Consider the following 21,277-nt stretch of genomic DNA (forward strand, 5'->3'; position numbering starts at 1 on the left):
CATGCAGTTCAGAGAAACCCAAAGCATCTACCTGCAGATCGCTGACTATGTTTGCGAGAAGATCCTACTGAAGGAGTGGGTCCCGGGCGAACGCATTCCTTCCGTCCGTGAACTGGCCGTTCAGTTGGAAGTAAATCCCAATACGATCATGCGTACGTATGAATTCCTGCAACAGGAGTCCATCATCTTCAACCAGCGTGGCATCGGCTTCTTCGCGGCTAACGATGCACTCGAACAGGCCGCCCGCTATCGCCGCCGTCTGTTCATCGAATCCGATCTGCCCCAGGTGTTCCGCAGCCTCTTCCTGCTTGGCATGGATCCCGAAGAACTGAAACCTCTATACCAGCAGTTCAAAAAACAAATGCGCGCCAAAAACAGCTAAACCACCGGCAATGAAGACCAGCAATAAATTGATCCTCGGTTTTATCCTCGGCTTTTTCGGATTGGCCATCGCCGTCCACCTCGTGCTATACAGCGAATACCGCAAAGGTCACTTCGTGACGGCACAGCAGATGCACGAAGAGGATTATATAAAACAGCCCATTCCTGCCTCCCGGGTCATTTTCATCGACGGGGCCATCTGGGTCAACCTCGCTCCCGCCAGGGAATTCGCACTCGATCTGCCTCGCAAGAACGAAGACCCGGACGCACATATGTTTATAAAAAATGCCGCCTCTCCGCAGGCGATCACCTGGCGCCAACAGGGCGATACGCTTTTCATCACCGGCAACATCACCGCGTCCGTCCACCGCCCTTTCTCCGACGGGCACTATCGCGCCAACCTGCCCCAGGTGACCGTTTACGGGCCCGCCTTTGACGATGTTGTGCTCAATCACGGTCAAGTATACCTGCAAGGCGCCGGCGATTCGACCATGGGCCTCTCCGCCCGCCTCCTGGTACTCAATTCTACTGTATGGGTCGGCATGCAATACGAGCTCTACCGCCCCGCCCCCCGCGAATACTTCGACAGCATCAACATCCGCTCTTTCAACAGCATCGTTGTGCTCAACGCTCATTCCACCGTTGAAAACCCGCTGATCCACTTGCATGACCACTCAGAACTGAAAGACCAGTCTGCGAGATTGACCCACCCCACCATTTATTGCACGCCCGAGTCCCATGTCGACCTCTCCGGCGACAACCTGAAAAAAACACAAGTCATCACCCAATAAAAAAATCTCCATGCAACTGACCATTCGCAACTTATCGAAAACCTATCCCAACGGGGTACGCGCCCTGCACAACGTCTCGCTCACCCTCGACAACGGGATGTTCGGGCTGCTTGGGCCCAACGGCGCCGGCAAATCCTCGCTGATGCGCACCATCGCCACCCTGCAGGAGGCCGATGGCGGTTCCGTTTTCCTGGACGACATCGACGTCCTCCAAAACAAGACCCGCGTCAGGCAGTTACTCGGCTACCTGCCCCAGGAGTTCGGCGTCTACCCCCGCATCTCCGCCGAACAAATGCTCGACCACGTCGCCCGACTCAAAGGAGTCGACCGCGCCGGCGAAAGAAAAGACCTAGTCGACGGCCTGCTTAACAAGGTTAATCTCTACAAAGACAAAAAGAAAAGACTGGGAACGTACTCAGGCGGGATGAAACAACGCTGGGGCATCGCCCAGGCCCTCATCGGAAGTCCAAAGCTCATCATTGTCGACGAACCCACGGCCGGCCTCGACCCTGCCGAACGCAACCGATTCTACAACCTCCTGAGCCACCTCGGCGAACAGACCATCGTCATCCTCTCGACACACATCGTCGAAGACGTCAGCACGCTCTGCTCCCGCTTCGCCATCATCTGTCTTGGTGAGGTCCTCTACAGCGGCCAGCCGGATGAAGCCGTCGCCACCCTGGAAGGAAAAGTATATAGCAAGCGCATCCCCCGCGACACCATCGACCAATACCGGGCCGTCTACCCCATCATCTCTACCCAGCTGAAAGCAGGCGAACTGCATATCCGCATCCTCGCCGGCCAGGCCCCGGGCAATGGTTTCGTCCCCAGCGCCCCTAACCTCGAAGACGTTTACTTCAGCCACATCGCGACAAAAATGGATGTCCTGACGATCTAACCTAACCCATCATAAAACCTATTACTATGTTCTCCCAGATCTTCTTATTCGAGATCCGGTACCGGCTGCGCCGCCCGGCCTTCTATGTCTACTTCATCCTGCTCTTCGGCTTCTCCTTATTCATTTTCGCAAAAGGCGCGATAGGGGCCCCGGAAAAGGTAGTGCTCAATTCCCCGGCCTCGCTGGCCGAATTCCTCGCCGCCACCAGCATCTTCCTCATGCTCGTAAGCTCGGCTATCATGGGCACACCGCTCTATCGCGATCTCGAGCACAACACAAAGGAGTACTATCTCTCCTACCCCATCACAAAAGCCGGCTACTTCTGGGGAAGATACCTCGGCTCTTTCTTCTTTGTCCTCGTCATTGGCCTGGGCATCCTGCTGGGTATCCGGCTGGGGTCCCTGCTCGGCCCCGTCTTTGGCTGGCAGCCCGCAGGTCGCTATGGCGCCAACCGGCTGCTCTATTATTTCTATCCCTATTTCACCATCACCGTTCCTACCCTATTCTTCACCTCATCCCTTTTCTTCGGACTCGTGGCCGCCTTTCGGAATGTCAAGGTCATCTATAGCAGCGGACTTTTTCTCCTCCTGGGCTATATTCTCGCCAACTTCTTCCTTCACAATATCAACAACCAGACAATCATCTTTCTGGCCGATCCCTTCCTCCTCAACGGCGTGCACAGCGCCCAGAGCGGCCTCTCACCCCAACAGCTGAATCACAACATTATCCCCCTTACCGGCCTCATCCTGGAAAATCGCATTCTATGGGTCTCAGTTGGGGCCATCGTACTGGCCATCACCTGGTGGCGTTTCAGCTTCGAACGCTTCTTCAGCGGCAGGCTGACAAAAGACCGTCGCGCTACCCGCCCCGCACCCGCTCTGCCAGCCGGTCTCACCCCCGTGCACACACAGCTGCAAGGCTCCTACTACCGCCGCACCCTCTTCAGCCTCACCCGCATCGAATTGCTCAACATCATCCGGGATAATTACTTCTGGCTCATCCTCACCGGTGGCTACATCTTCCTCAGCTTTGTATTCTGGAACGGCCCGCACCATTTCGGCGTCAAGGACTTTCCCCGCACGGTCTTCTTTGTGGACGTATTTAACGATATCTTCCTCGTCTTTGTCTTCCTCATCATCGTATTCTACACCGGCGAGACCGTCCACCGTGAAAAGCTCACCGGCTTCGCCTTCATCAACGACGCCCTGCCCCCACCCGACTGGGTGCTTAACAGCGCCAAGATCGTCAGCCTCTGCTGCCTGGCGGCCTTCCTCTCCCTGACACCTGCCTTGATAGGCCTGCCCGTTCAACTGCTGAGAGGCTACACAGCAGTCAATATTCCTGTATATTTCGCATCCACCTTCGTCATCACCTTCCCAAAGCTGGTAGCGATGGTCCTCTTTTGCTATGCCATCCAACTCATCGTCAACAATAAGTTCGCCGCCTACGGCGTCGCGATCACTATCTACACCGCGATGCTGGTGGTCTCCGAGTTCAATTACTTCAATTATACCCCCCTGCTCTATTCCCATATCCCCTTTGTCTGGGCTTCCGACATGGATGGCATCGGCCATATGACCCGGCCCATTGGCTGGTTCCAGTTCTACTGGACAGCGGCAGGTCTGGTACTGATCGTCATCGGCTCCCTTTTCTTTGCCCGCGGCGTCCCCCGCTCCCTCCGCGAACGGCTTCGACTCGCCAGTCAGCGTTTCCACGGGCCCGCCCGCATCGGCTTCGGCGCCCTGCTCGCGCTCTTCCTCATTCTCGGCGGATATATTTATTACAATGTCAGCTATCTGAACGAATACCTCACGCCCTGGGAACACAATGAAAGAAATGCCCTGGTGGAAAAGCACCTCAAGCAATATGCCGGCATGCCCCTGCCTCGTATCACCCGTCTCTCGATGACTGTCGACCTTTTCCCCGGCGAGCAAAGGGAAGAGACCCACGCAACCCTGACGGTGATGAACAAAGACCACCGGCCCATCGACAGCCTGCTCATCGACGGCGACGGGCTGGACTTCGACATCAGTCACAACGGCGCCATTCTACCGTATACCTGCCCGTTGTATTTCCCCGCCGGGAAGTTCAATCTCTTCCGTCCCCGAAAAGAACCCTCCGACTATCGCCTCTATATCCTGCCGGTGCCGCTGCAACCGGGTGATTCCATGCAGTTCCAGGTGCACTCCAACCTCGCTTTCCCCGGCTTTCGGAATAGCCTCTATGCCGCAAACGCACTGCACAACGGCATGTTCACCACCGGCAATCTCCCTGGCGCCGGCTATGACGAAGGCGACGAGATCGGTAATAACGATATCCGCAAGGACCATGGCCTTCCCGAAAAACACGCCATCGACATCCCCTGGGACGACTCCACCGGCAGGAATACCCTGGCCGCTGGCGGCGATCTCATCAGCTACGACCTCACCGTCAGCACATCAGCCGGTCAATGGGTACAGGCCTCCGGGCGCCTGGAAAAGGAATGGATGCAAAATGGCCGTCACTATTTTCATTTCATCCAGGACAACCCCGGCCTCTATCCGCCCGCAGCAATCGCCACGGCGCGGTATGCCCGGTGGACAGACACCGTCCGGCTCAACGACGGCCGGACCATACAGGTGGAGATAGACTATCACCCCGTACATTCGGCTAATCTTCGCCGTTACCAGACCGCGCTAAAGGATGGGCTGCGCTATTTTTCCCGTGCGTTCGGTCCCTTTCCCTACGACCGTCTCTGCCTCGTCGAATCCTCGGCCTATAGCCGCAACGAGATCTCCACCCCGGGAGTCATCTTCATTTCCGAACCCGACGGCTGGGTCGCCGATCTTCGCGACCGCGGAGACTTTGACTACCCTTATTATACCGCCGCCGTCCAGCTCGCCCATCAATGGTGGGGCTCCACGGTGATCCCCAACAACACCCTGGGCGCACCCATCATTAACAGCGGCGTTCCGCATTATGCCGCCCTGGCCCTCCTTGCGCGACGTCCCGATAGCACACAGGTGCAAAGGGCGCTAGACTTCCTCAACTGGGATTATACATGGGGCCATCGCACCGACCACGACGGCGAACGTCCGCTGATCAACGCCAACAAAGGCTATGAGCTCGATGCCCGCGCCGCCCTCCAGCTCTACGCCCTCGGCCGGTCCATCGGCTTCGACAGCCTCAACACCGCACTCCGCGCCTTCCGCGACCAATGGGCCTTTCGCAAAGGCGGCCCCTATGCCGGCGCCCACGACCTCTTCAACACCCTCGACGCCCACATCCCCGACTCCCTCCACACCTGGCTCGCCGACGCCTGGCAAAAAACACCCACCGGTCCCCCCACATCACCCACCACCCGCCCCGCCCCCACCGCCCGCCGCTGACCGCCCCGCAATAAGCTACAAAATTTAGTTTTAAAATGCTAAATTTTGTAGCTTTATAAAATGGCGCACGTTCCGTACCCATATAAACAAGTTCGAAGTACACGTTATACATTCTTCAGCCTTGGCAAGACGAGGATCGAGAAGGTAGTGGAGTTTGTGCCCTACGGAATACGAAACGTCATTAATCTCGGCTTCGGTGATTTGCGCTCGGACGGCACTATAGACGACGTGATCAACTCCAACAATGGAGACATCGCGAAGGTGCTGGCCACTGTAATTGAGATACTGAGGCATTTCACTTCTCAACATCCCGACGCAGTGATTTACTTCGAGGGCAGCACGAAGAAGCGCAACCGCTTTTACAGCCGCATCTTAAAAACCTATTATTCCGTATTCAGCAAGGAATTCATCCTGCTTGCAATCAAAGAAGGCGCGGAGGATAGCCAATTGATCACATTTGACCCTACAAAAAACACCGAATATTCGGCCTTTTTGATCAAAAGAATTGTTTAACTTTACCATATGCCTACAAGAAAAAAAACAGCTAAAAGGCTTCGCAAAAAGAGGACAGAAACGGTGATTATTATTCAAAGCACCATCGACCCCAAGGACACTCTTTTTCCCGAAAAAATCGCCAGGGGTAAAAAGCTTCTGAGCAATACCAACTTCAACGGTCTCATCTAAGACATCCCGACCCAATCGCCTCGTCCTCTTCCGGCAACATAGTTACATATCACTCCCTCATCACCGGGCACTTCGACGTCCTGTCTCCCTTCAAAAAAGCATAGCTCACCCCAACTTCCAGGCTATAATAATGATCATTCCTGCTGGGGTCTCCCACCTTACTAAATCCATCCAGATAATCCGTACTGCTAAAGCGGTACACCCCCTCGACATTCACCGACCAGGCCGGTGATACCATACACCGCAACCCGACGCCCACCGGAATAATGGCAACACCCTGTGGCGGTTTCGTAGCAAGATCGGTTTTCAACCCGTTTGTGACAACGGACTGCGCTCCAAAATAAGCTGTATCGAACCGGCTCGCATCCCGGTGCACTCCAAGCAGCGCATATCCTACACCCACCAACACGTAAGGCGTAAACCGCGTGCGTGCATTTCCGTCATTATTGTCAAAGATGTTCCAGACGAAACTCTCCGAGAGCTCTGTCACCGAGGTATGAAATCGCAGCGCGCGGGCATGCCGCCAGGCTTCCGCATCATATTTCCGGTCGTCTCCCTTTAGTCCGGCAACAGTGAGGCTGGTGCGCAACGCGAGAAAGCGATTCACTATCCTATCGGCATACACCGTTCCACCCACACTAAGCAGGCTCGGCTTATACGAGCCAACGATAGAAGGCGCCAGATCACCCTGGTAGATAAAAATGCCCCCGCTGACCCCGACTTCCCATTTTGGCAGAGTAGAATTTGGCAGAGTAGAATTTTGTCCGCGCACCCTGGTAGCAAAACAACCCGTCAATACCATCGCGGCGACCCAGGCGAATATCCGCTTCATAAGTAAGAATAGTTTAGATACCCCCTATCCCAACTATCGTACCCTCTTGGGCATTTCAGCTCGTTACTTTTCAACAAGGTGAAAATCACCGCGATGTGTGGAAATTAAGCCCCAGCCTCCCCCTCCACCCCGCTCCAAAAAGCCTCCCCCGGCCCCTCCCCAAAAAAAATTTGGCAAAACAAAATAAGGGTGTAATTTTGCCTAACACTGTTACAGAAAGTAACAGAGCTAGAAAATGGGAATCACAGATCGTAAACTAAGGCAAAAAGAAGAGGTCCGGGCCAGCATCCTGGAAACCGCCTGGGAAATGATCGTCACCGAAGGGTGGCAATCCTTTTCCATCCGGAAAATTGCCGACGCCATCGAATACAGTGTCCCTGTCATCTACAGTCATTTTGAGAACAAGGACGCTATCTTATTGGAATTCAATAGAAAAGGGTTCCAATTACTCACCGACAGCCTCATTAAGGCAAAAGCCGGCCAGGACAACCCTGCCAACCAGATCAGGGCTATGGGCCGCGCCTACTGGGATTTCGCCTTCCAGAACAAGGAATACTACCAGCTGATGTTCGGCCTCGGTATCCCTACCTGTGAAACCGTTAGCAAGATCCCGGCAATGGGCACCTTCAACGAGGTCATCACCAGCAGCATCGTAGCCATGGTGCCCGCAGGTAAACAACCGTCCTTTAACCCTTTCCTGAAATACCAGTCCTTCTGGTCCATGCTCCACGGCCTTGTGTCTATCAATATGACCACCCTCGGCCGCACGGCAACCGCCCCAAAGACCGGCGACGACCACGGAAGCCTGCCGCTGCTGGTCCTCGAAGACGTCATGTGCAGCTTTATCCGGGGCATCCAGGCCGCGGAAAATCCGACAACCGCGGAAAACCCGTCAACCACCGAAAACCCTTAAACGCTTTTTTTGGCGCTCAACCGTAACACTGTTATAAATTATAATCCCGGTAGCTCAAAAGGCAATTCCGGACTACCGAAAAAAAATCTAACAAAAAACACAAACACTCATATGTCTCTCTTGGATGCATTGCAATGGCGCTACGCCACGAAGCGGATGACCGGTGAACAACTCCCCCAGGAGAAGGTCGATACCATCCTCGAAGCCGTAAGACTGGCCCCGACCTCCAATGGTCTCCAACCCTTCACCATCCTGCAGATCACCGATAAACAATTGCTGGAAAAAATAAAACCCATCGCCAACAACCAACCCCAGATAGTCGAAGCATCTCATCTGCTGATCTTCGCCGCCTGGGAAGATGTAACGGCTCAAAGGATCGATGCAGTCTACGATCACATCGCCAGCGAGCGCAACCTGGCACCCGGCGCACAAAAAGAGTATGTGGATAAGCTCAAAGCCCGGTTCGCCGGCTATACCCCGGAATTCCGCGCGCAATGGGCCGCCCGTCAAACGTACATCGCCCTGGGCCTGGCCATCGCCGCCGCCGCCCTCGAAGAAGTGGACGCCGCCCCGATGGAAGGATTCCGCAACGCCGAACTCGACCAGTTGCTCGGCCTGCCCCAAAAAAGACTCCGCAGCTACGCACTTATGGCCTTAGGCTACCGCGACGCTGCAAACGACAAATACGGCCAACTCAAAAAAGTCCGTCGCCCCAAAGAGGAATTAATAATTGAACTATAAATTCGTGTTCAAACATTGAACAAACATCAAAAGCAAAAAAGCCATTCTTAAAAACACAAAAAACCAAAAAATGAAGAAGATCATTCTCAGCGCAGCAGCTCTTATCCTCGTAGCGGGCTCTACCTTTGCACAGACATGGAGCATGGACAAAGCTCACTCCCAGGTCAATTTCGGCATCACCCACATGGGCATCAACGAAATTGACGGCTCCTTCGGTACTGTTTCTGCCACGTTGACCTCCTCCAAAGACGATTTCTCCGACGGCGTCGTCGAATTCACTGCCGACATGAGCTCCGTCAACACCGGCAACGAACAACGCAACAACCATCTGAAGAGCCCGGATTTCTTTGACGCTGCCAAATTCGCTACCCTCACCTTCAAAAGCACCAGCTTTAAAAAGGTAAGCGACAAGACCTACCAGGTCTCCGGCGATCTGACCCTCCATGGCGTCACCAAGCCCGTCACGCTCACAGCCACCTTCAATGGAACAACCGTCAACCCGATGAACAAAAAGACCATTGCCGGCTTCAAGGTCACCGGAACCATCAAACGTACCGACTTCGGCATCGGCGCCAACTTCCCCGCGGGTATGGTCAGCGATGACGTAACCCTGGTTGCTAACACCGAATTTGTAAAAGGCTAATTCCCAAAAAGTCCCTGCTGCCACAATCGGCAGGGACTCTCTCAAAAAATGTTTATGAAGAAGTATATAGCTCCCCTCGCCGCTCTCCTGCTCCTCACCGGTAGCGCCTTCGCCTTCATCGCGGCAACGAACTGGCAGATCGCCGATGGCTACAACATCGCCTTCAGCAGCGACGACGCCGGCGGCATCTTCAAGGGGTTTAAAGGCACCATCGCCTTCGACGAACAGAATCCGGCCGCATCTAAATTCGATGTGACCATCGACGTTGCCACCGTCAACACCGGCAACGGATTGCAAAACAAACATCTCAAAAGCGACGAATGGTTAGATGCGACAAAATATCCCACGATCCACTTCGTCTCTAAAAGCGTCGCCAAAACCGCCAACGGTTACCAGGTCACCGGCGACCTGGCAATGCACGGCGTCACCAAGGCTATCACCTTCCCGTTCACCTTCAAGAAGACTGGCACTGGCGGCACCTTCGCTGGTTCGTTCACCGTCAACCGCAACGATTTCAAAGTGGGCAAACCCGGCGGGGAAGTAGGCGAATCGATCAAGATCGACGTTTCCGTCCCCGTCACCAAATAGGCTGAAAACACAAACACCGATACATGTTTAAGAAAGCATTATTACTGGGCCTCATCTCCGGCATACTCGCAGGCATCGCCGGCATCGTCTACGCCAGAATCTACTATAAGATCAATGAGGCAGATTTTTCCAAGATCGTCGGAACCATCCGCATCCTGGCCTCGAGCCTGTTCGGCGGCGTACTTGCAGCCATCGGTTACACCGTTGCGGACAAGCTGCTAAAGGCAAAAGGAGAGATCGTGTTCAACTTGCTCTTCACCCTGCTCAGCTTCGCCAGCCTGCTGTTGCCCATCGGCTTCAAACTGCCCCTGGACATGCAAACCCCCGAACTCTTCCCCGGCATGGTCATCCCCATGCACTTCTTTCCGGCCCTCGGCTGGTATACGCTAAAGCCATTGTTTATAAAAAAATAGAAATTTTGTAGAAAGGCTTTTCAAAAGCGAGGCATTAACCAATAATCACAACCATGACCCGGGCGCACCTTAGCACCCGGGTTTCTTTTTATCCACATCCCGCCCGCATCCATTGCATCTTCCCGCCGTCCCCGCATTCCAACACCCGCGGCCGGCATCCCTCCCCAGTCAGCCGCACCAGGCGCCTGGCGCCGCTCCACACCCCACCCCACTCATACGCATCCCACCCCCGGGGTCTCCCCCATCCCAATTGCTGGCACAAGATTTTCAGCAACTATGTATAACAATCAACCAGTATGAAAAAAAGGGTATTGATATTGGACGATGATGTAGACATCCTGCAGATCTGCACCATCGTCCTCCGCAAAAAAGGCTACGACGTGCAGACCCTAAACAGCTCCAACCAGGTGGTCAGCCAGGCAGCGCTCTACCACCCCGATGTCATCCTGATGGACAACTGGATCCCGGGCCCCGGCGGCATAGAAGCAACCCGCCTGCTCAAGCTGGACCCCGAAACGCTGGACATTCCCGTCATTTTCTTCAGCGCCAACAGCAACATCACAGAGTTGGCCCGCGAAGCCCAGGCCGACTACTTCCTCCAAAAACCATTCGACATCGCCACCCTCGAAGCCATCGTACAAATGGCCGTCAAAAAAGACGTGGGATCTCCCAAACAGCAGCCCGACGTCCAACCCTCCCCACCATCGCCATCGACCCCACACCCTGCCAGATAACTGGACTACCTCCTTTCTTTCCTCCAGGTAGTCCACCACCCCTTGCACATCGGGATAAACGACCCATCTTTGCAGGGTAAAAACCCCCATCGCATGTCAACAGCTACTGCTCCACTGACCGCCACTACCACCATTCCCGCACAAGCCGGCCGCTCCCGGCGGGTAGCGTCTATCGATCTGCTCCGAGGTCTCGTCATGATCATAATGGCCCTCGACCACGCCCGCGATTATTTTAATAACAGCGCCTATCTCTACGACCCGACCGATCTGTCAAAGGCTTCGCCGGCGCTGTTCCTCACCCGCTGGATCACCCACTATTGCGCGCCGATCTTCATGCTCCTGGCCGGCGTCGCCGCCTGGCTCTATGGAAATAAGAACGGGCGCAAAGCCGTCTCCTTCTTCCTGCTCACCCGCGGCGCCTGGCTCATCTTTATCGAACTGTTCGTCGTCACCGTCGCCTGGACCTTCAACGTCCACTTCACCTTCTATATATTACAGGTCATCTGGGCCTTCGGCGCCACCATGGTCATCCTCTCCGCGCTCGTCTATCTCAGCAGACCCATGCTGCTCGCCACTGCCCTCCTCCTCATCTGCACCCACAACCTCCTCGACGGCATCCATGTCCCGGGTAACGGCCTCGACGCCGTCGGCTGGTCCGCCCTCCACGAGTTTCATTTCTTCTCCTACCCGCACTTCAGCTTTGTCATCGGCTATCCTATCCTGCCCTGGTTGGGTATCCTCACCATCGGATACTATCTCGGTCAGCTATATGCACCGGATGTCGACCCCGCCCGGAGAAAAAAGACCCTGCGCAACCTCGGCCTCTTCTCCATCGGCGCCTTCATCGTCATCCGCGCTATCAATCACTATGGCGACCCCTCCCCCTGGTCCGTCCAACACAACGCCCTCTACACCGTCCTGTCCTTTATCAATGTCACGAAATATCCGCCCTCGCTGTGCTATATCCTGATGACCCTCGGACCAGCCTTTCTTTTCCTCGCATACACCGAACGTCCGCTGAACAAGTTCGCCTCGGCTATCTCCGTCTTCGGCCGCGTCCCCTTCTTCTATTATATCCTGCATATCTATATCTTCCACGGCATCGCTGTCCTCGCCGCCATGAGCCAGGGACACCCCGCCTCGGACATGACCAACATCACCGCCTGGGTCACCAGCAATCCCCGGCTAAAAGGCTATGGCTTCGATCTCTGGGTCGTCTACGCAGTGTGGATCATCGTCGTACTGGCGCTCTATCCGCTTTGCAAACGCTTCGACGCCTACAAACGCAGTCACCAGGCGCAACAAAAATGGCTGAGCTATCTATAGTCAGCCAACTGAAAGTGGAACGGAAAAATAGAAAGCAGACCCCTCCCCCGGCTCGCTCTCCACTCCGAATTCTCCTTCATGCCGCCGGATGATCTCCGCACAGATATACAACCCGATACCCAATCCCTGAAACCGGTTGGCCGATTCCTCCACCCGGTAAAACTTACTGAAGATATCGGCCTGGTGGTCCTTGCGGATGCCGATACCATAGTCCCGCACCTCCACAAAAAGCCGGCCATCCGGCTTCACCACCGTCGCGATGTCGATCTCCTTTCTGTCAGGCGAATACTTCACCGCATTGGTGAGGTAATTGATGATCACCTGTTCTATCCGCGTCTCATCTCCATATAGTTCTACATCGGCCGTCCCCTTCCGCGTGATGTGATAGTCCGGATAGGTCTGCTGTATCATCTCGATGGCATTGGACAGCATCGCCTCGAAAGAAAATAATTTCTTGTTGAATTTCAGTTTCCCGCTCTCGATCTTGGAAAGATCGAGCAGCTCTACTATCAGGTTGTCGAGTTTGCGCACCTGCGCGAGTGCCCGTTCTACATATTGCTTGGTGGGGTTTCCGGTCGAAATGCTGCGATCGAGCAGCTGCATATACGCCTTGATGGTCGTCAACGGGGTCTTCAGCTCATGACTGGCAATGCTGATAAACTCATCCTTCCGCTTCACGGCCTGCTTCTGATCTTCGATGTCGGTAAACGTACCCACCCATTTGACGATGGTCTCGCCTTCCCGGATAGGCATGGCCCGCAACAGGTGAAACCGGTATTGCTCGGAGTCGATGCGCCGCACGCGGATCTCCAGCTCCAACGCCTCACCCATCGCCACCGTCCTGGCCCACACCCGCGGAAGATCGGCATCATCAGGATGCGTAAACGGGAATTCCTGTTTCGAAGGGGCATAGTTCAACCATTGCTCGTTGACAAACTCGATCTGTCCGTCGGCCCGGGTCGTAAACGCTACCTGCGGAAGCGACTCGAGGATGGAATGAAGCTCTCCCGCCCGCTCCTGCAGCTCCCCTTCCATCTTCTTGCGATACTCGATCTCGCTGCGCAGACTGGTCTCGATACGGTTCAACTCCCGGTTCTGCTCATACAACCGATAGAAAGTCTTCACCTTTAACAAAAGGATATCCGCATCGATAGGCTTGGTGATATAATCGATGCCCCCCGAACTATAACCTTTGGTGATAAATTTCTTCTCGGTACTGACAGCGGAAAGAAAAAGTATCGGGACATCCCGGGCCTTACTGTAACCACTGATCGCTTCGGCAACCTCAAATCCATCCATGCCGGGCATCTGTACATCCACGATAATAAGTGCATAGGATTGCCGGAGTATCTTTTTCAACGCTTCTTCTCCACTCAGCGCCGTATCGGTAGGAAACGAATGTAATTCAAGGATGGTCTTGAGTGAAAGAATGTTTTCAGGTTTGTCATCGACAATCAGGATCATCCCCAAAAGTAACCTATTATCTCATCGCCGTTCGCTTCGCAGCTGTGGAACTATTTCCCCAATTTTCACAAAAAATAACATGCCAAACGCCGCTGGAAGCGGCGTGGATTGATAATTGAATCCTATAGTATGAACACTAACTTAACCAATTCAGTACGATGCAGCCTTTCCTGCACCGATATCAAACCTTCTTCCATCAGGCCGGTGATCTCACCGCCTTCATGCTCCGCTTCTTCCGGGAAGTGGTGAAGCCCCCTTTTGAGTGGCGGGAGATCTTCTATCAATGCTACCTGGTCGGCTACAAATCCACCTTGCTCATCGGGCTCACCGGCTTTATCATGGGCGCTGTGCTCACCATCCAAACACGGCCTTCCATGGCAGGCTTCGGCGCAGTCTCCCTCATCCCGGGCATGATCGCAGTCTCCGTCGTAAGAGAGATCGGACCGATGATCACGGCGCTCATCTGCTGTGGAAAGATCGGGTCGCGGATGGGCGCAGAGCTCGGTTCAATGCGCGTCACCGAACAGATAGACGCCATGGAAGTCTCGGCAATAAATCCCTTCCACTTCCTGGTGGTCACGCGCACAGTGGCGACCACGCTGATGATCCCGCTGCTCACCATCCTCACCGACGGCATCGCGCTCTTCGGCGGCTACCTCGCCATGAACATTCATGATGTTACCTCCCTGAGGCATTTCTTCACAGCAGGAATGGCCCACCTGGATTTCGTCGATATCTTCCCGGCAGTGATAAAGAGCTTCTTCTTTGGTTATGTCATCGGCATCATCGGCTGCTACAAGGGCTATCACGCCAGCCGGGGGACGGAAAGCGTCGGTATTGCAGCCAACAGCGCGGTAGTGGCGTCCTCGCTGGCAGTGTTCATCATCGATATGATCGCAGCCCAGATCACCGATCTTTTATAAGTAACCATATGGACCAGACAAACAATACCATATCCCCCACTACCGACCGCGCGGTCCAGCCACAGGTAGAAAAACTGCCTGCCAATGGCCAACAACCCGTCATCGTCGTCCGCGGCCTGACAAAATCCTTCGGCGAGCATGAAGTTCTGCACAGCATCAGCCTGCACGTCAAAAAAGGGGAAAACCTGGTCGTCCTTGGTAAGTCGGGATCGGGAAAATCGGTGTTCATCAAATGCCTGGTACGACTGGAATGGCCCGACTGCGGCACGATCAGCATCCTCGGCAAAGACCTCGATTCGCTCAACTACCAGGAGACCAACGACCTGCGCATCCGCATCGGCTTCCTCTTCCAAAACGCGGCACTCTATGACTCGATGACCGTCCGTGAGAACCTTGCCTTCCCCCTGCGACAACACAAAAAGAGAATGTCTGCTAAAAAAAAAGAAGCCCTTATCCTGGAAATGCTCGACAACGTAGGGCTCGTCGACTCCATCGACCAGCTCCCCTCCAAACTATCCGGTGGCCAGGTCAAACGCATCGGCCTGGCCCGCACGCTCATCCTGCAGCCCGAGGTCATGCTCTACGATGAGCCGACAACAGGACTCGACACCATCACCGCCAAAGAGATCAGCGAGCTCATCGTTAAAATGCAGAAGAAATACCATATTTCCTCCATCATCATCACCCATGACATGATCTGCGCCGGCATCACCGCCGATCGCATCATCATCCTGAGGGACGGCATCGTGTATGCCGAAGGCAGCTATGCGCAGCTGGAAAACTCGCAGGATGAATGGATAAGGTCTTTCTTCGACTTTTCCGACAACATAAATACAGCTCAAAATGCCACAGGAAAGTAACTATAAATGGAAACTGGGACTCTTCGCCATCGCCGCGCTGGTCGTCGCCATCGCCGGCATTTATTATATCGGCAAACAACGAAATAAATTTGGCTCGGTGCTGCACATCAGCGCTCTGTTCAGCTCCGTCAACGGCCTCAAAGTGGGCAATAATGTCCGCATCAGAGGCATCGACGTGGGCACCGTAGACGGTATCCAGCTCATCACCGACTCCACCGTACAGGTGCAGATGGTCATCCAGAAAAAAGTCCAGCACTTCATCCGCAGGGACGCAATGGCAAGCATCGGCACCGAGGGTCTCATGGGGGATAAAGTGGTCTCCATTCTCGCCGGCACTCCCGACACCCCCACCATACGTGAGGGCGACACGTTGGCCGCCCGCCAGCCCATCGAGACCGACGCCATCATCTCGAGCCTGAAGACCTCCGCCGACAACGCAGCCATCATCACCGCCAACCTCGCCAACATTTCCACCCGCATCAGCAACGGCAAGGGCGCCCTTGGCAAACTGCTGCACGACACCGCCCTCTCATCCAATATCAGCGCCACGGTGAAAAACCTGAAATCCGGCAGCAAGAAGCTGGACGAGAACATGGAAGCAGCACAGCATAACTTCCTGTTCCGCGGCTTCTTCCGCAAGAAGGAAAAAGAAAAGAAAAGAAAGGAGGATTCCGTCAAAGAAGCCCAGCATCGCTAATCCCTACTACTCCATCTTTAAACTTTGCACCGGGTTGGCCATCCCCGCCCTCACCGCCTGGAAACCTATCGTCACCAGCGTAATGAGCAGCGTTGACACAAACGTCACCGCGAAGACCATCCAGTCTATTGGCACCCGGTAGGCAAAATCCTGCAGCCACTGATGCATGATCATCCATGCCACCGGCGAAGCGATCACCATGGCGATGCCCACCAGCTTCAAAAAGTCTTTCGACAAAAGCATCACGATACCCGCTACACTCGCTCCCAACACCTTGCGGATACCGATCTCCCGGATACGTTGCTCCGCACTGAAACTGGCCAGTCCAAAAAGCCCAAGACAGGAGATGAGGATGGCCATCACCGTGAAATAACCGATCATCGCCGACAGCCGTTCTTCCGCGGCATAATTCTTCTGGAAATCTTCATCGAGAAAGGAATATTCAAAAGGCTCGTCGGGGTCTACCTTGTGCCAGGCCGCACCAAGCGAAGAAAGCAGCGGCCCCGGCGCTCCCGGTCGGGCATGAACGATGAGATAGCTGTTCATACTCCGGTTGCGCAACAAAGCATAGGGCGCCACGGTGGTATGCAGGTCTTCAAAATGAAAGTCCCGGACGACACCGATCACCTCGAACCGGTTGGTCATACCCTGGAAAGCACTGTTCACCCATGCGCCGATAGCCGCCTGCGGTGTAGCGAACCCAAACGCCTTGACCGCGCTCTCATTGAGGATGATGCGGCCGCTGCTGTCTGCCGGAAAATCCCGGGAGAACAGCCTGCCGGCTGCCATCTGCAGCCCCAGCGTGGAGGAATAGTCATAGTCTACATAATTCAGCTGGACACGCCTGCCCGTCTGCGGATTGTCCCCATCCTTGTACATCATATTGTCCGAAGGATTGATGATCCCCGGATAATAAGCCGCCCCACCGGTACCCAACACCGAGCTGTTGCGTTTGAACTCGGTCTCCAGCGCCGCACATTTCTCCTTGGCCACGGATCCACGCAACGGGATGACGATCTGCGACTCCTTGTTAAAACCAAGATCCTGGCTGCGGAGAAATTTCATCTGGTCGTTGATGACGACAGTGGAAACGATCAGCGTTACTGAGATGATGAACTGGAAGATGACAAGCCCTTTTCGCAGCGAAGCGGCTGCGAGTGAATTCGAAAATTTCCCCTTCAGCACCTTGGCCGGCTGGAAAGAAGAAAGATAAAAGGCCGGGTAAAGCCCCGCCAGCAAACCCGCAAAAACCGCCAGCGCCAGGAATCCGGCAAGCATCGGCAGACTGTCGGCAACCGTAAACGAGAGATTCCTCGCCGTCATCATGCTGAAGGCGGGAAGCAACAGGACAGTAAACGCCCACGCCAACCCAAACGCTATGATGCTCATCAGCACGGACTCGCCCAGGAATTGCCCGATCAACGATCCCTTTACTGCCCCCAACACCTTGCGGATGCCCACTTCACTGCTCCGCTTTGCCGACCGCGCCGTGGCAAGGTTCATAAAATTGATACAGGCAATCAATAACGTAAACACCGCAATGGAAGCCAATATATACAGGTAGGCCTTGCTCCCGGGCGGGGTGACATTGCTCTTTATATCGCTGCGCAGGTGGACATCCCTCACCGGCACCAGCATTTCCCGCTTTCCATAACCATAGACCTTGAGGTCCTTCCCCGCATACTTATCGATAAAGGCGGGCAGCTGCGCTTCCAACGCCGCCGGGCTGGTGCCGGATTTTAGCTTCAGATAGAGGACGAACATATTGTTAGTCGCAAAATCGTTCTCCTGACGGTGATAAAAGTTGTCCATATCCCCGCCTTTCATGCTCATAAAAAAATTCGCCGCGATATGCGAGGGCGCTTTCATCGGCCGGAAGACGCCCTTGACGGTAAGCACATGATCGCCATACATTCCACTGCTCACATGGATCACCTTGCCAACAGCGGGCGCAGCCCCAAACAGCTTATGAGCTATCTCCTCCGAAACGACGATGGCGGCCGGCATATCCAACGCCGTACCCGGATCGCCCTCGATAAAATGATAAGTAAACAGCCGAAAGAAGGTGGAATCCGCCAAAAAACCCTTGTCCTCATAAAAAGCTACCGGTATCGCGCTCCCCTGCCGGTATTCCAGCATCGTCTTATCCTCGAAGAGGGACAACGGCAGCAGCCTGGCCGTATGCTCCACCTCGGGAAAATCCCGTTGAAGGGTCGGTCCCATGGGCCAGGGCGTCGCCGGCAGTATCTCATCTTTATGTTGGAATTGGAAGACCGTCGCCACCTCGTATAAGTCCTTTACATCTTTCTGATAGGCGTCATAGCTCAGCTCGTGCTTCAGGTAGATCGAGATAAGCATGCAACAGGTGAGACCCGCGGCAAGTCCGAAAATATTGATGAAGGAAAATATCTTGCTCTTCATCAGGTTGCGCCACGCGATCTTGAAGTAATTGATGATCATAAACACCGAATTGATTGATCATCCCCGCGCTAACCCCATGCCAAACGCTTAATACAATAGCAATCAACCGCTTATCAAGCTCCTCCCCAAAACCGCACTGTCCTCTTTCGATACACTCGCTGTGCGCTTACGCCATCGCCGGATCACTCACCCCATCCCTGCCCGTTTCCACCCTTCCCGCAAAACGTTTCTCAAATCCCTTCACACCCTTCACCCTTGCGCTAAAGTCATACCATCCATGACTGCGCCCCAACGGCAGCACCACCGAAACAACTTCGCCCACACCCACCGTCCTCGACAACATACCAGCCCCATACGCATGGTCGACAACCTCTATCACCGAAGTCTCACCCCCTCCATTCTTCACGCGCAACACGCCATTACCCGTCAACGCATAGCTCCCACCCTTCGCCATCTCATAGTCGAAGGCGATCTCCACGGCCGGGTCGGCAGCACTTCCTTTAAACTCCCGGAAAAATCCATTCGGCCCATACACCCGCAGATGATACCCGTCCTCACCAAGCTCCGCCAGCGGCCAGGCGTCAGTAACATATTCCCCGGGCTTCACCGTATAAGCCCGCGTCCCTGCCTGCCCCAACTGCCCCGAAGCATACACATTGAACACACCCCCCGCCGTCCGTTCGCCAAAAAGTCTATTAGTACTCGAAAACACCATCTCAAACTGCTTCCGGTCGACACTCAACAGCCCGTCCGCCCCCAACGTATACGGCAACGCACAGGATGGCCGCGTGCCTGGCTCCTGTTTCGTCCGATACGGCGACGAATGCGGATCACGCTTATAAGCCATCACCTCATCCGGCGTCAACGCCTTGAAATCATTGGGCAGCTTCCGGTACTGCGCCTTGTTGATACTCTCCAAAAAAGCATCCTTGGGCAGGAATTCCGGTTGTTTCATCGCCTCCCCTTGATACGGCCGAAACACACTGGTGAGATCGCCGCACACCGTCCGGCGCCATGCGGAGATATTGGGCTCCACCACCGGCCGGCCCAGCTTATGCGAAAGGAATTTTTCGAGGAATTGCAACGTGGACGTATGATCGAACACCTGGGAATTGACCCAGCCGCCCCTGCTCCAGGGCGAGGCAATGATCAGGGGAACCCGAAAGCCAAGCCCTATCGACGATTCCCGTTCGAATTTTTCCGGAAAGCCATTCCGCGCCTTCTCCTGCTCCAGCGTTATAAAATCCACCCGGGTATCGATGCCCGCAGACACCTTCCCCGTCTCCGGCCGGTCGGGATGCGCCGCGGTAAAAGGCGGTACATGGTCGAAATAACCGTCATTTTCGTCATAGGCAAGGACGAAGATGGTCTTCTTCCACACCTCCGGGTTCTGCGTAAGGATGTCCAACACCTCGGAGACATACCAAGCGCCATACCACGGCGCACTGGGGTGATCGGAGAAGTTCTCCGGCGCCGACAGCCACGACACGGTCGGCAGCTGCCCCGACTGTACATCCTGGCGAAACTGGTGCAGCACATCCCCCTTGGGCGACTTCATCATCCGCGCCACCCCGCCATCCGAATAGCTCAGCTCTTCCAACACCCGGTAATCCGGGTCTCCGGTGTTGGTGTCAAAAGCCTTTCGGTGCAAGGCCTGCTCCCGCGCGGACAGCTGATCGAGACTCCGTCCATCCACAGGCTTCTGCTTCGCCTTCGATGCGGCGATATGCAGCGGATGCAAATGGATATTGTACTGTGCAAAAAATTCGAGTGGATTATCCTGGAAATTGGAGAGCCAGGGGTCTTCCTCGCCCTGAAACCCTGTATCGATGGCCACTTCATTCTGATAACACTTCCAGGAGACGCCATGATCTTCCAGCCGCTCGGGAAAAGTAGCCCACTTCAGCGTGCCATAGTCCATATCATCATTCCAGACATGCGCCCGCGAATGTTCATGCTGCTCTTCCCGGACGGTGCCCGTCCAGAAATACAACCTGTTTGGATTGGTGCCCGTCAGCGACGAACAGAAGTTCTGATCACAGATGGTAAAAGCATCGGCCAGGACATAATAAAAAGGAAGGTCCTCACGGGTATGATACCCAAGCGTCAGCGGCATATGCGAATATTCGGCTATGCTGTTGCGTTTGACATTCAGCCACTGGTCATGCTTGCCGTCGTTACGCGCATTCACCTGGTTACTCCAGGAATGCGGCAGCGAATCCATCCAGGTCGCCTTGGTATTGTTGATATCGAGCCGGAAAGGGGCGTAGGTCTGCCCTTCGGCATTCGTCTGCAACCACACGGGGTTGCCATCGGGGAGATCGATCGCCCGGGGATCGTTATAACCACGCACCCCGCGTAATGAGCCGAGCGCGTGGTCAAACGATCTGTTTTCCTGCATTAAAATAACGATATGTTGCGCATCAAGGTAGGTACTGCCTTCCTCAGGGTTGATTGCTAGTGCGCGTTGTACAGCTTCAGGCAAAAGCTGTGAAAAACCAAGGGCACCCGTCAGCAAAGCAGTTTTCTTTATAAAATCTCTTCTGGAATCAGACATGCCCAAAACTACCAAGAATGCCTGATGCCCGGATTATCAAAAG

At 54.7% G+C, this 21,277-nt stretch carries 21 protein-coding genes; 16 read left to right on the forward strand and 5 right to left on the reverse strand.

The window, feature by feature from the left end:
- Position 1: 1 nt before the first annotated feature.
- Genes IEY39_RS08530 through IEY39_RS08555 form a run of 6 tightly spaced genes read left to right on the forward strand, consistent with a single transcriptional unit; the run spans position 2 to position 6,122 of the window.
- Positions 2 to 382, forward strand: a complete 381-nt coding sequence (locus IEY39_RS08530; protein ID WP_188930553.1) for a GntR family transcriptional regulator — start codon at positions 2 to 4, stop codon at positions 380 to 382.
- 10 nt (positions 383 to 392) lie between these two features.
- Positions 393 to 1,172 carry a hypothetical protein gene (locus IEY39_RS08535; protein ID WP_188930556.1) on the forward strand — a complete coding sequence of 260 codons (780 nt, stop codon included), beginning with the start codon at positions 393 to 395 and terminating at the stop codon, positions 1,170 to 1,172.
- 10 nt (positions 1,173 to 1,182) lie between these two features.
- A complete protein-coding gene (locus IEY39_RS08540) occupies positions 1,183 to 2,070 on the forward strand; it encodes an ABC transporter ATP-binding protein (RefSeq protein WP_188930558.1) in 888 nt (295 codons plus the stop codon).
- A 26-nt stretch (positions 2,071 to 2,096) separates the two neighbouring features.
- Positions 2,097 to 5,438 (forward strand): ABC transporter permease/M1 family aminopeptidase, encoded by a 3,342-nt coding sequence (locus IEY39_RS08545; protein ID WP_188930560.1) that lies wholly within the window; start codon positions 2,097 to 2,099, stop codon positions 5,436 to 5,438.
- 60 nt (positions 5,439 to 5,498) lie between these two features.
- Positions 5,499 to 5,951 carry a DUF6934 family protein gene (locus IEY39_RS08550; protein ID WP_188930562.1) on the forward strand — a complete coding sequence of 151 codons (453 nt, stop codon included), beginning with the start codon at positions 5,499 to 5,501 and terminating at the stop codon, positions 5,949 to 5,951.
- Between the two features lie 9 nt (positions 5,952 to 5,960).
- On the forward strand, positions 5,961 to 6,122 hold the full coding sequence (locus IEY39_RS08555; RefSeq protein ID WP_188930564.1) for a hypothetical protein: 162 nt from the start codon (positions 5,961 to 5,963) through the stop codon (positions 6,120 to 6,122).
- 49 nt (positions 6,123 to 6,171) lie between these two features.
- Here the strand turns inward: IEY39_RS08555 and IEY39_RS08560 are convergent, their stop codons facing one another.
- The gene (locus IEY39_RS08560; RefSeq protein WP_188930566.1) at positions 6,172 to 6,954 is read right to left on the reverse strand and encodes a DUF6089 family protein; all 783 of its coding nucleotides are present in this window, start codon (positions 6,952 to 6,954) and stop codon (positions 6,172 to 6,174) included.
- A 235-nt stretch (positions 6,955 to 7,189) separates the two neighbouring features.
- On the opposite strand from IEY39_RS08560, the gene IEY39_RS08565 reads away from it, so the two are divergent.
- The 5 genes from IEY39_RS08565 to IEY39_RS08585 all read left to right on the forward strand — a co-directional run bounded on the left by IEY39_RS08565 (position 7,190) and on the right by IEY39_RS08585 (position 10,252).
- Positions 7,190 to 7,867 carry a TetR/AcrR family transcriptional regulator gene (locus IEY39_RS08565; protein ID WP_188930568.1) on the forward strand — a complete coding sequence of 226 codons (678 nt, stop codon included), beginning with the start codon at positions 7,190 to 7,192 and terminating at the stop codon, positions 7,865 to 7,867.
- A gap of 111 nt (positions 7,868 to 7,978) precedes the next feature.
- Positions 7,979 to 8,608 carry a nitroreductase family protein gene (locus IEY39_RS08570; RefSeq protein ID WP_188930570.1) on the forward strand — a complete coding sequence of 210 codons (630 nt, stop codon included), beginning with the start codon at positions 7,979 to 7,981 and terminating at the stop codon, positions 8,606 to 8,608.
- 70 nt (positions 8,609 to 8,678) lie between these two features.
- The gene (locus IEY39_RS08575; RefSeq protein ID WP_188930572.1) at positions 8,679 to 9,251 is read left to right on the forward strand and encodes a YceI family protein; all 573 of its coding nucleotides are present in this window, start codon (positions 8,679 to 8,681) and stop codon (positions 9,249 to 9,251) included.
- Positions 9,252 to 9,305: 54 nt separating this feature from the next.
- The gene (locus tag IEY39_RS08580) at positions 9,306 to 9,839 is read left to right on the forward strand and encodes a YceI family protein (protein WP_188930574.1); all 534 of its coding nucleotides are present in this window, start codon (positions 9,306 to 9,308) and stop codon (positions 9,837 to 9,839) included.
- Between the two features lie 23 nt (positions 9,840 to 9,862).
- A complete protein-coding gene (locus IEY39_RS08585; RefSeq protein ID WP_188930575.1) occupies positions 9,863 to 10,252 on the forward strand; it encodes a hypothetical protein in 390 nt (129 codons plus the stop codon).
- Positions 10,253 to 10,340: 88 nt separating this feature from the next.
- On the opposite strand, the gene IEY39_RS08590 is transcribed toward IEY39_RS08585, so the two are convergent.
- Positions 10,341 to 10,514: a hypothetical protein gene (locus tag IEY39_RS08590; RefSeq protein WP_188930576.1), complete on the reverse strand. Its 174-nt coding sequence runs from the start codon at positions 10,512 to 10,514 to the stop codon at positions 10,341 to 10,343.
- Between the two features lie 34 nt (positions 10,515 to 10,548).
- Between IEY39_RS08590 and IEY39_RS08595 the strand changes: the two genes are divergently transcribed.
- Positions 10,549 to 10,986, forward strand: coding sequence for a response regulator (locus IEY39_RS08595; protein ID WP_188930577.1), 438 nt, complete (start codon positions 10,549 to 10,551; stop codon positions 10,984 to 10,986).
- Positions 10,987 to 11,079: 93 nt separating this feature from the next.
- The gene (locus tag IEY39_RS08600) at positions 11,080 to 12,312 is read left to right on the forward strand and encodes an acetyltransferase domain-containing protein (protein WP_188930578.1); all 1,233 of its coding nucleotides are present in this window, start codon (positions 11,080 to 11,082) and stop codon (positions 12,310 to 12,312) included.
- Here the strand turns inward: IEY39_RS08600 and IEY39_RS08605 are convergent, their stop codons facing one another.
- Positions 12,313 to 13,776 (reverse strand): ATP-binding response regulator, encoded by a 1,464-nt coding sequence (locus IEY39_RS08605; protein WP_188930580.1) that lies wholly within the window; start codon positions 13,774 to 13,776, stop codon positions 12,313 to 12,315. It lies immediately after the preceding gene.
- 158 nt (positions 13,777 to 13,934) lie between these two features.
- Between IEY39_RS08605 and IEY39_RS08610 the strand changes: the two genes are divergently transcribed.
- The 3 genes from IEY39_RS08610 to IEY39_RS08620 are packed head-to-tail and all read left to right on the forward strand — an operon-like array spanning position 13,935 to position 16,256.
- A complete protein-coding gene (locus IEY39_RS08610; RefSeq protein ID WP_188930581.1) occupies positions 13,935 to 14,699 on the forward strand; it encodes an MlaE family ABC transporter permease in 765 nt (254 codons plus the stop codon).
- 8 nt (positions 14,700 to 14,707) lie between these two features.
- Positions 14,708 to 15,559 carry an ABC transporter ATP-binding protein gene (locus IEY39_RS08615; protein WP_188930582.1) on the forward strand — a complete coding sequence of 284 codons (852 nt, stop codon included), beginning with the start codon at positions 14,708 to 14,710 and terminating at the stop codon, positions 15,557 to 15,559.
- The gene (locus tag IEY39_RS08620; protein WP_188930583.1) at positions 15,543 to 16,256 is read left to right on the forward strand and encodes an MlaD family protein; all 714 of its coding nucleotides are present in this window, start codon (positions 15,543 to 15,545) and stop codon (positions 16,254 to 16,256) included. Before IEY39_RS08615 ends, IEY39_RS08620 begins: the two co-directional genes overlap by 17 nt.
- A 6-nt stretch (positions 16,257 to 16,262) precedes the next feature.
- Here the strand turns inward: IEY39_RS08620 and IEY39_RS08625 are convergent, their stop codons facing one another.
- Together IEY39_RS08625 and IEY39_RS08630 are read right to left on the reverse strand one after the other, a co-directional pair.
- A complete protein-coding gene (locus IEY39_RS08625; RefSeq protein ID WP_188930584.1) occupies positions 16,263 to 18,716 on the reverse strand; it encodes an ABC transporter permease in 2,454 nt (817 codons plus the stop codon).
- A gap of 127 nt (positions 18,717 to 18,843) precedes the next feature.
- Complete coding sequence (locus IEY39_RS08630) at positions 18,844 to 21,234, reverse strand: phosphocholine-specific phospholipase C (RefSeq protein ID WP_188930585.1); 2,391 nt, start codon at positions 21,232 to 21,234, stop codon at positions 18,844 to 18,846.
- Positions 21,235 to 21,277 lie beyond the last annotated feature (43 nt).

Source organism: Puia dinghuensis (assembly GCF_014642875.1).
Lineage (GTDB): Bacteria > Bacteroidota > Bacteroidia > Chitinophagales > Chitinophagaceae > Puia > Puia dinghuensis.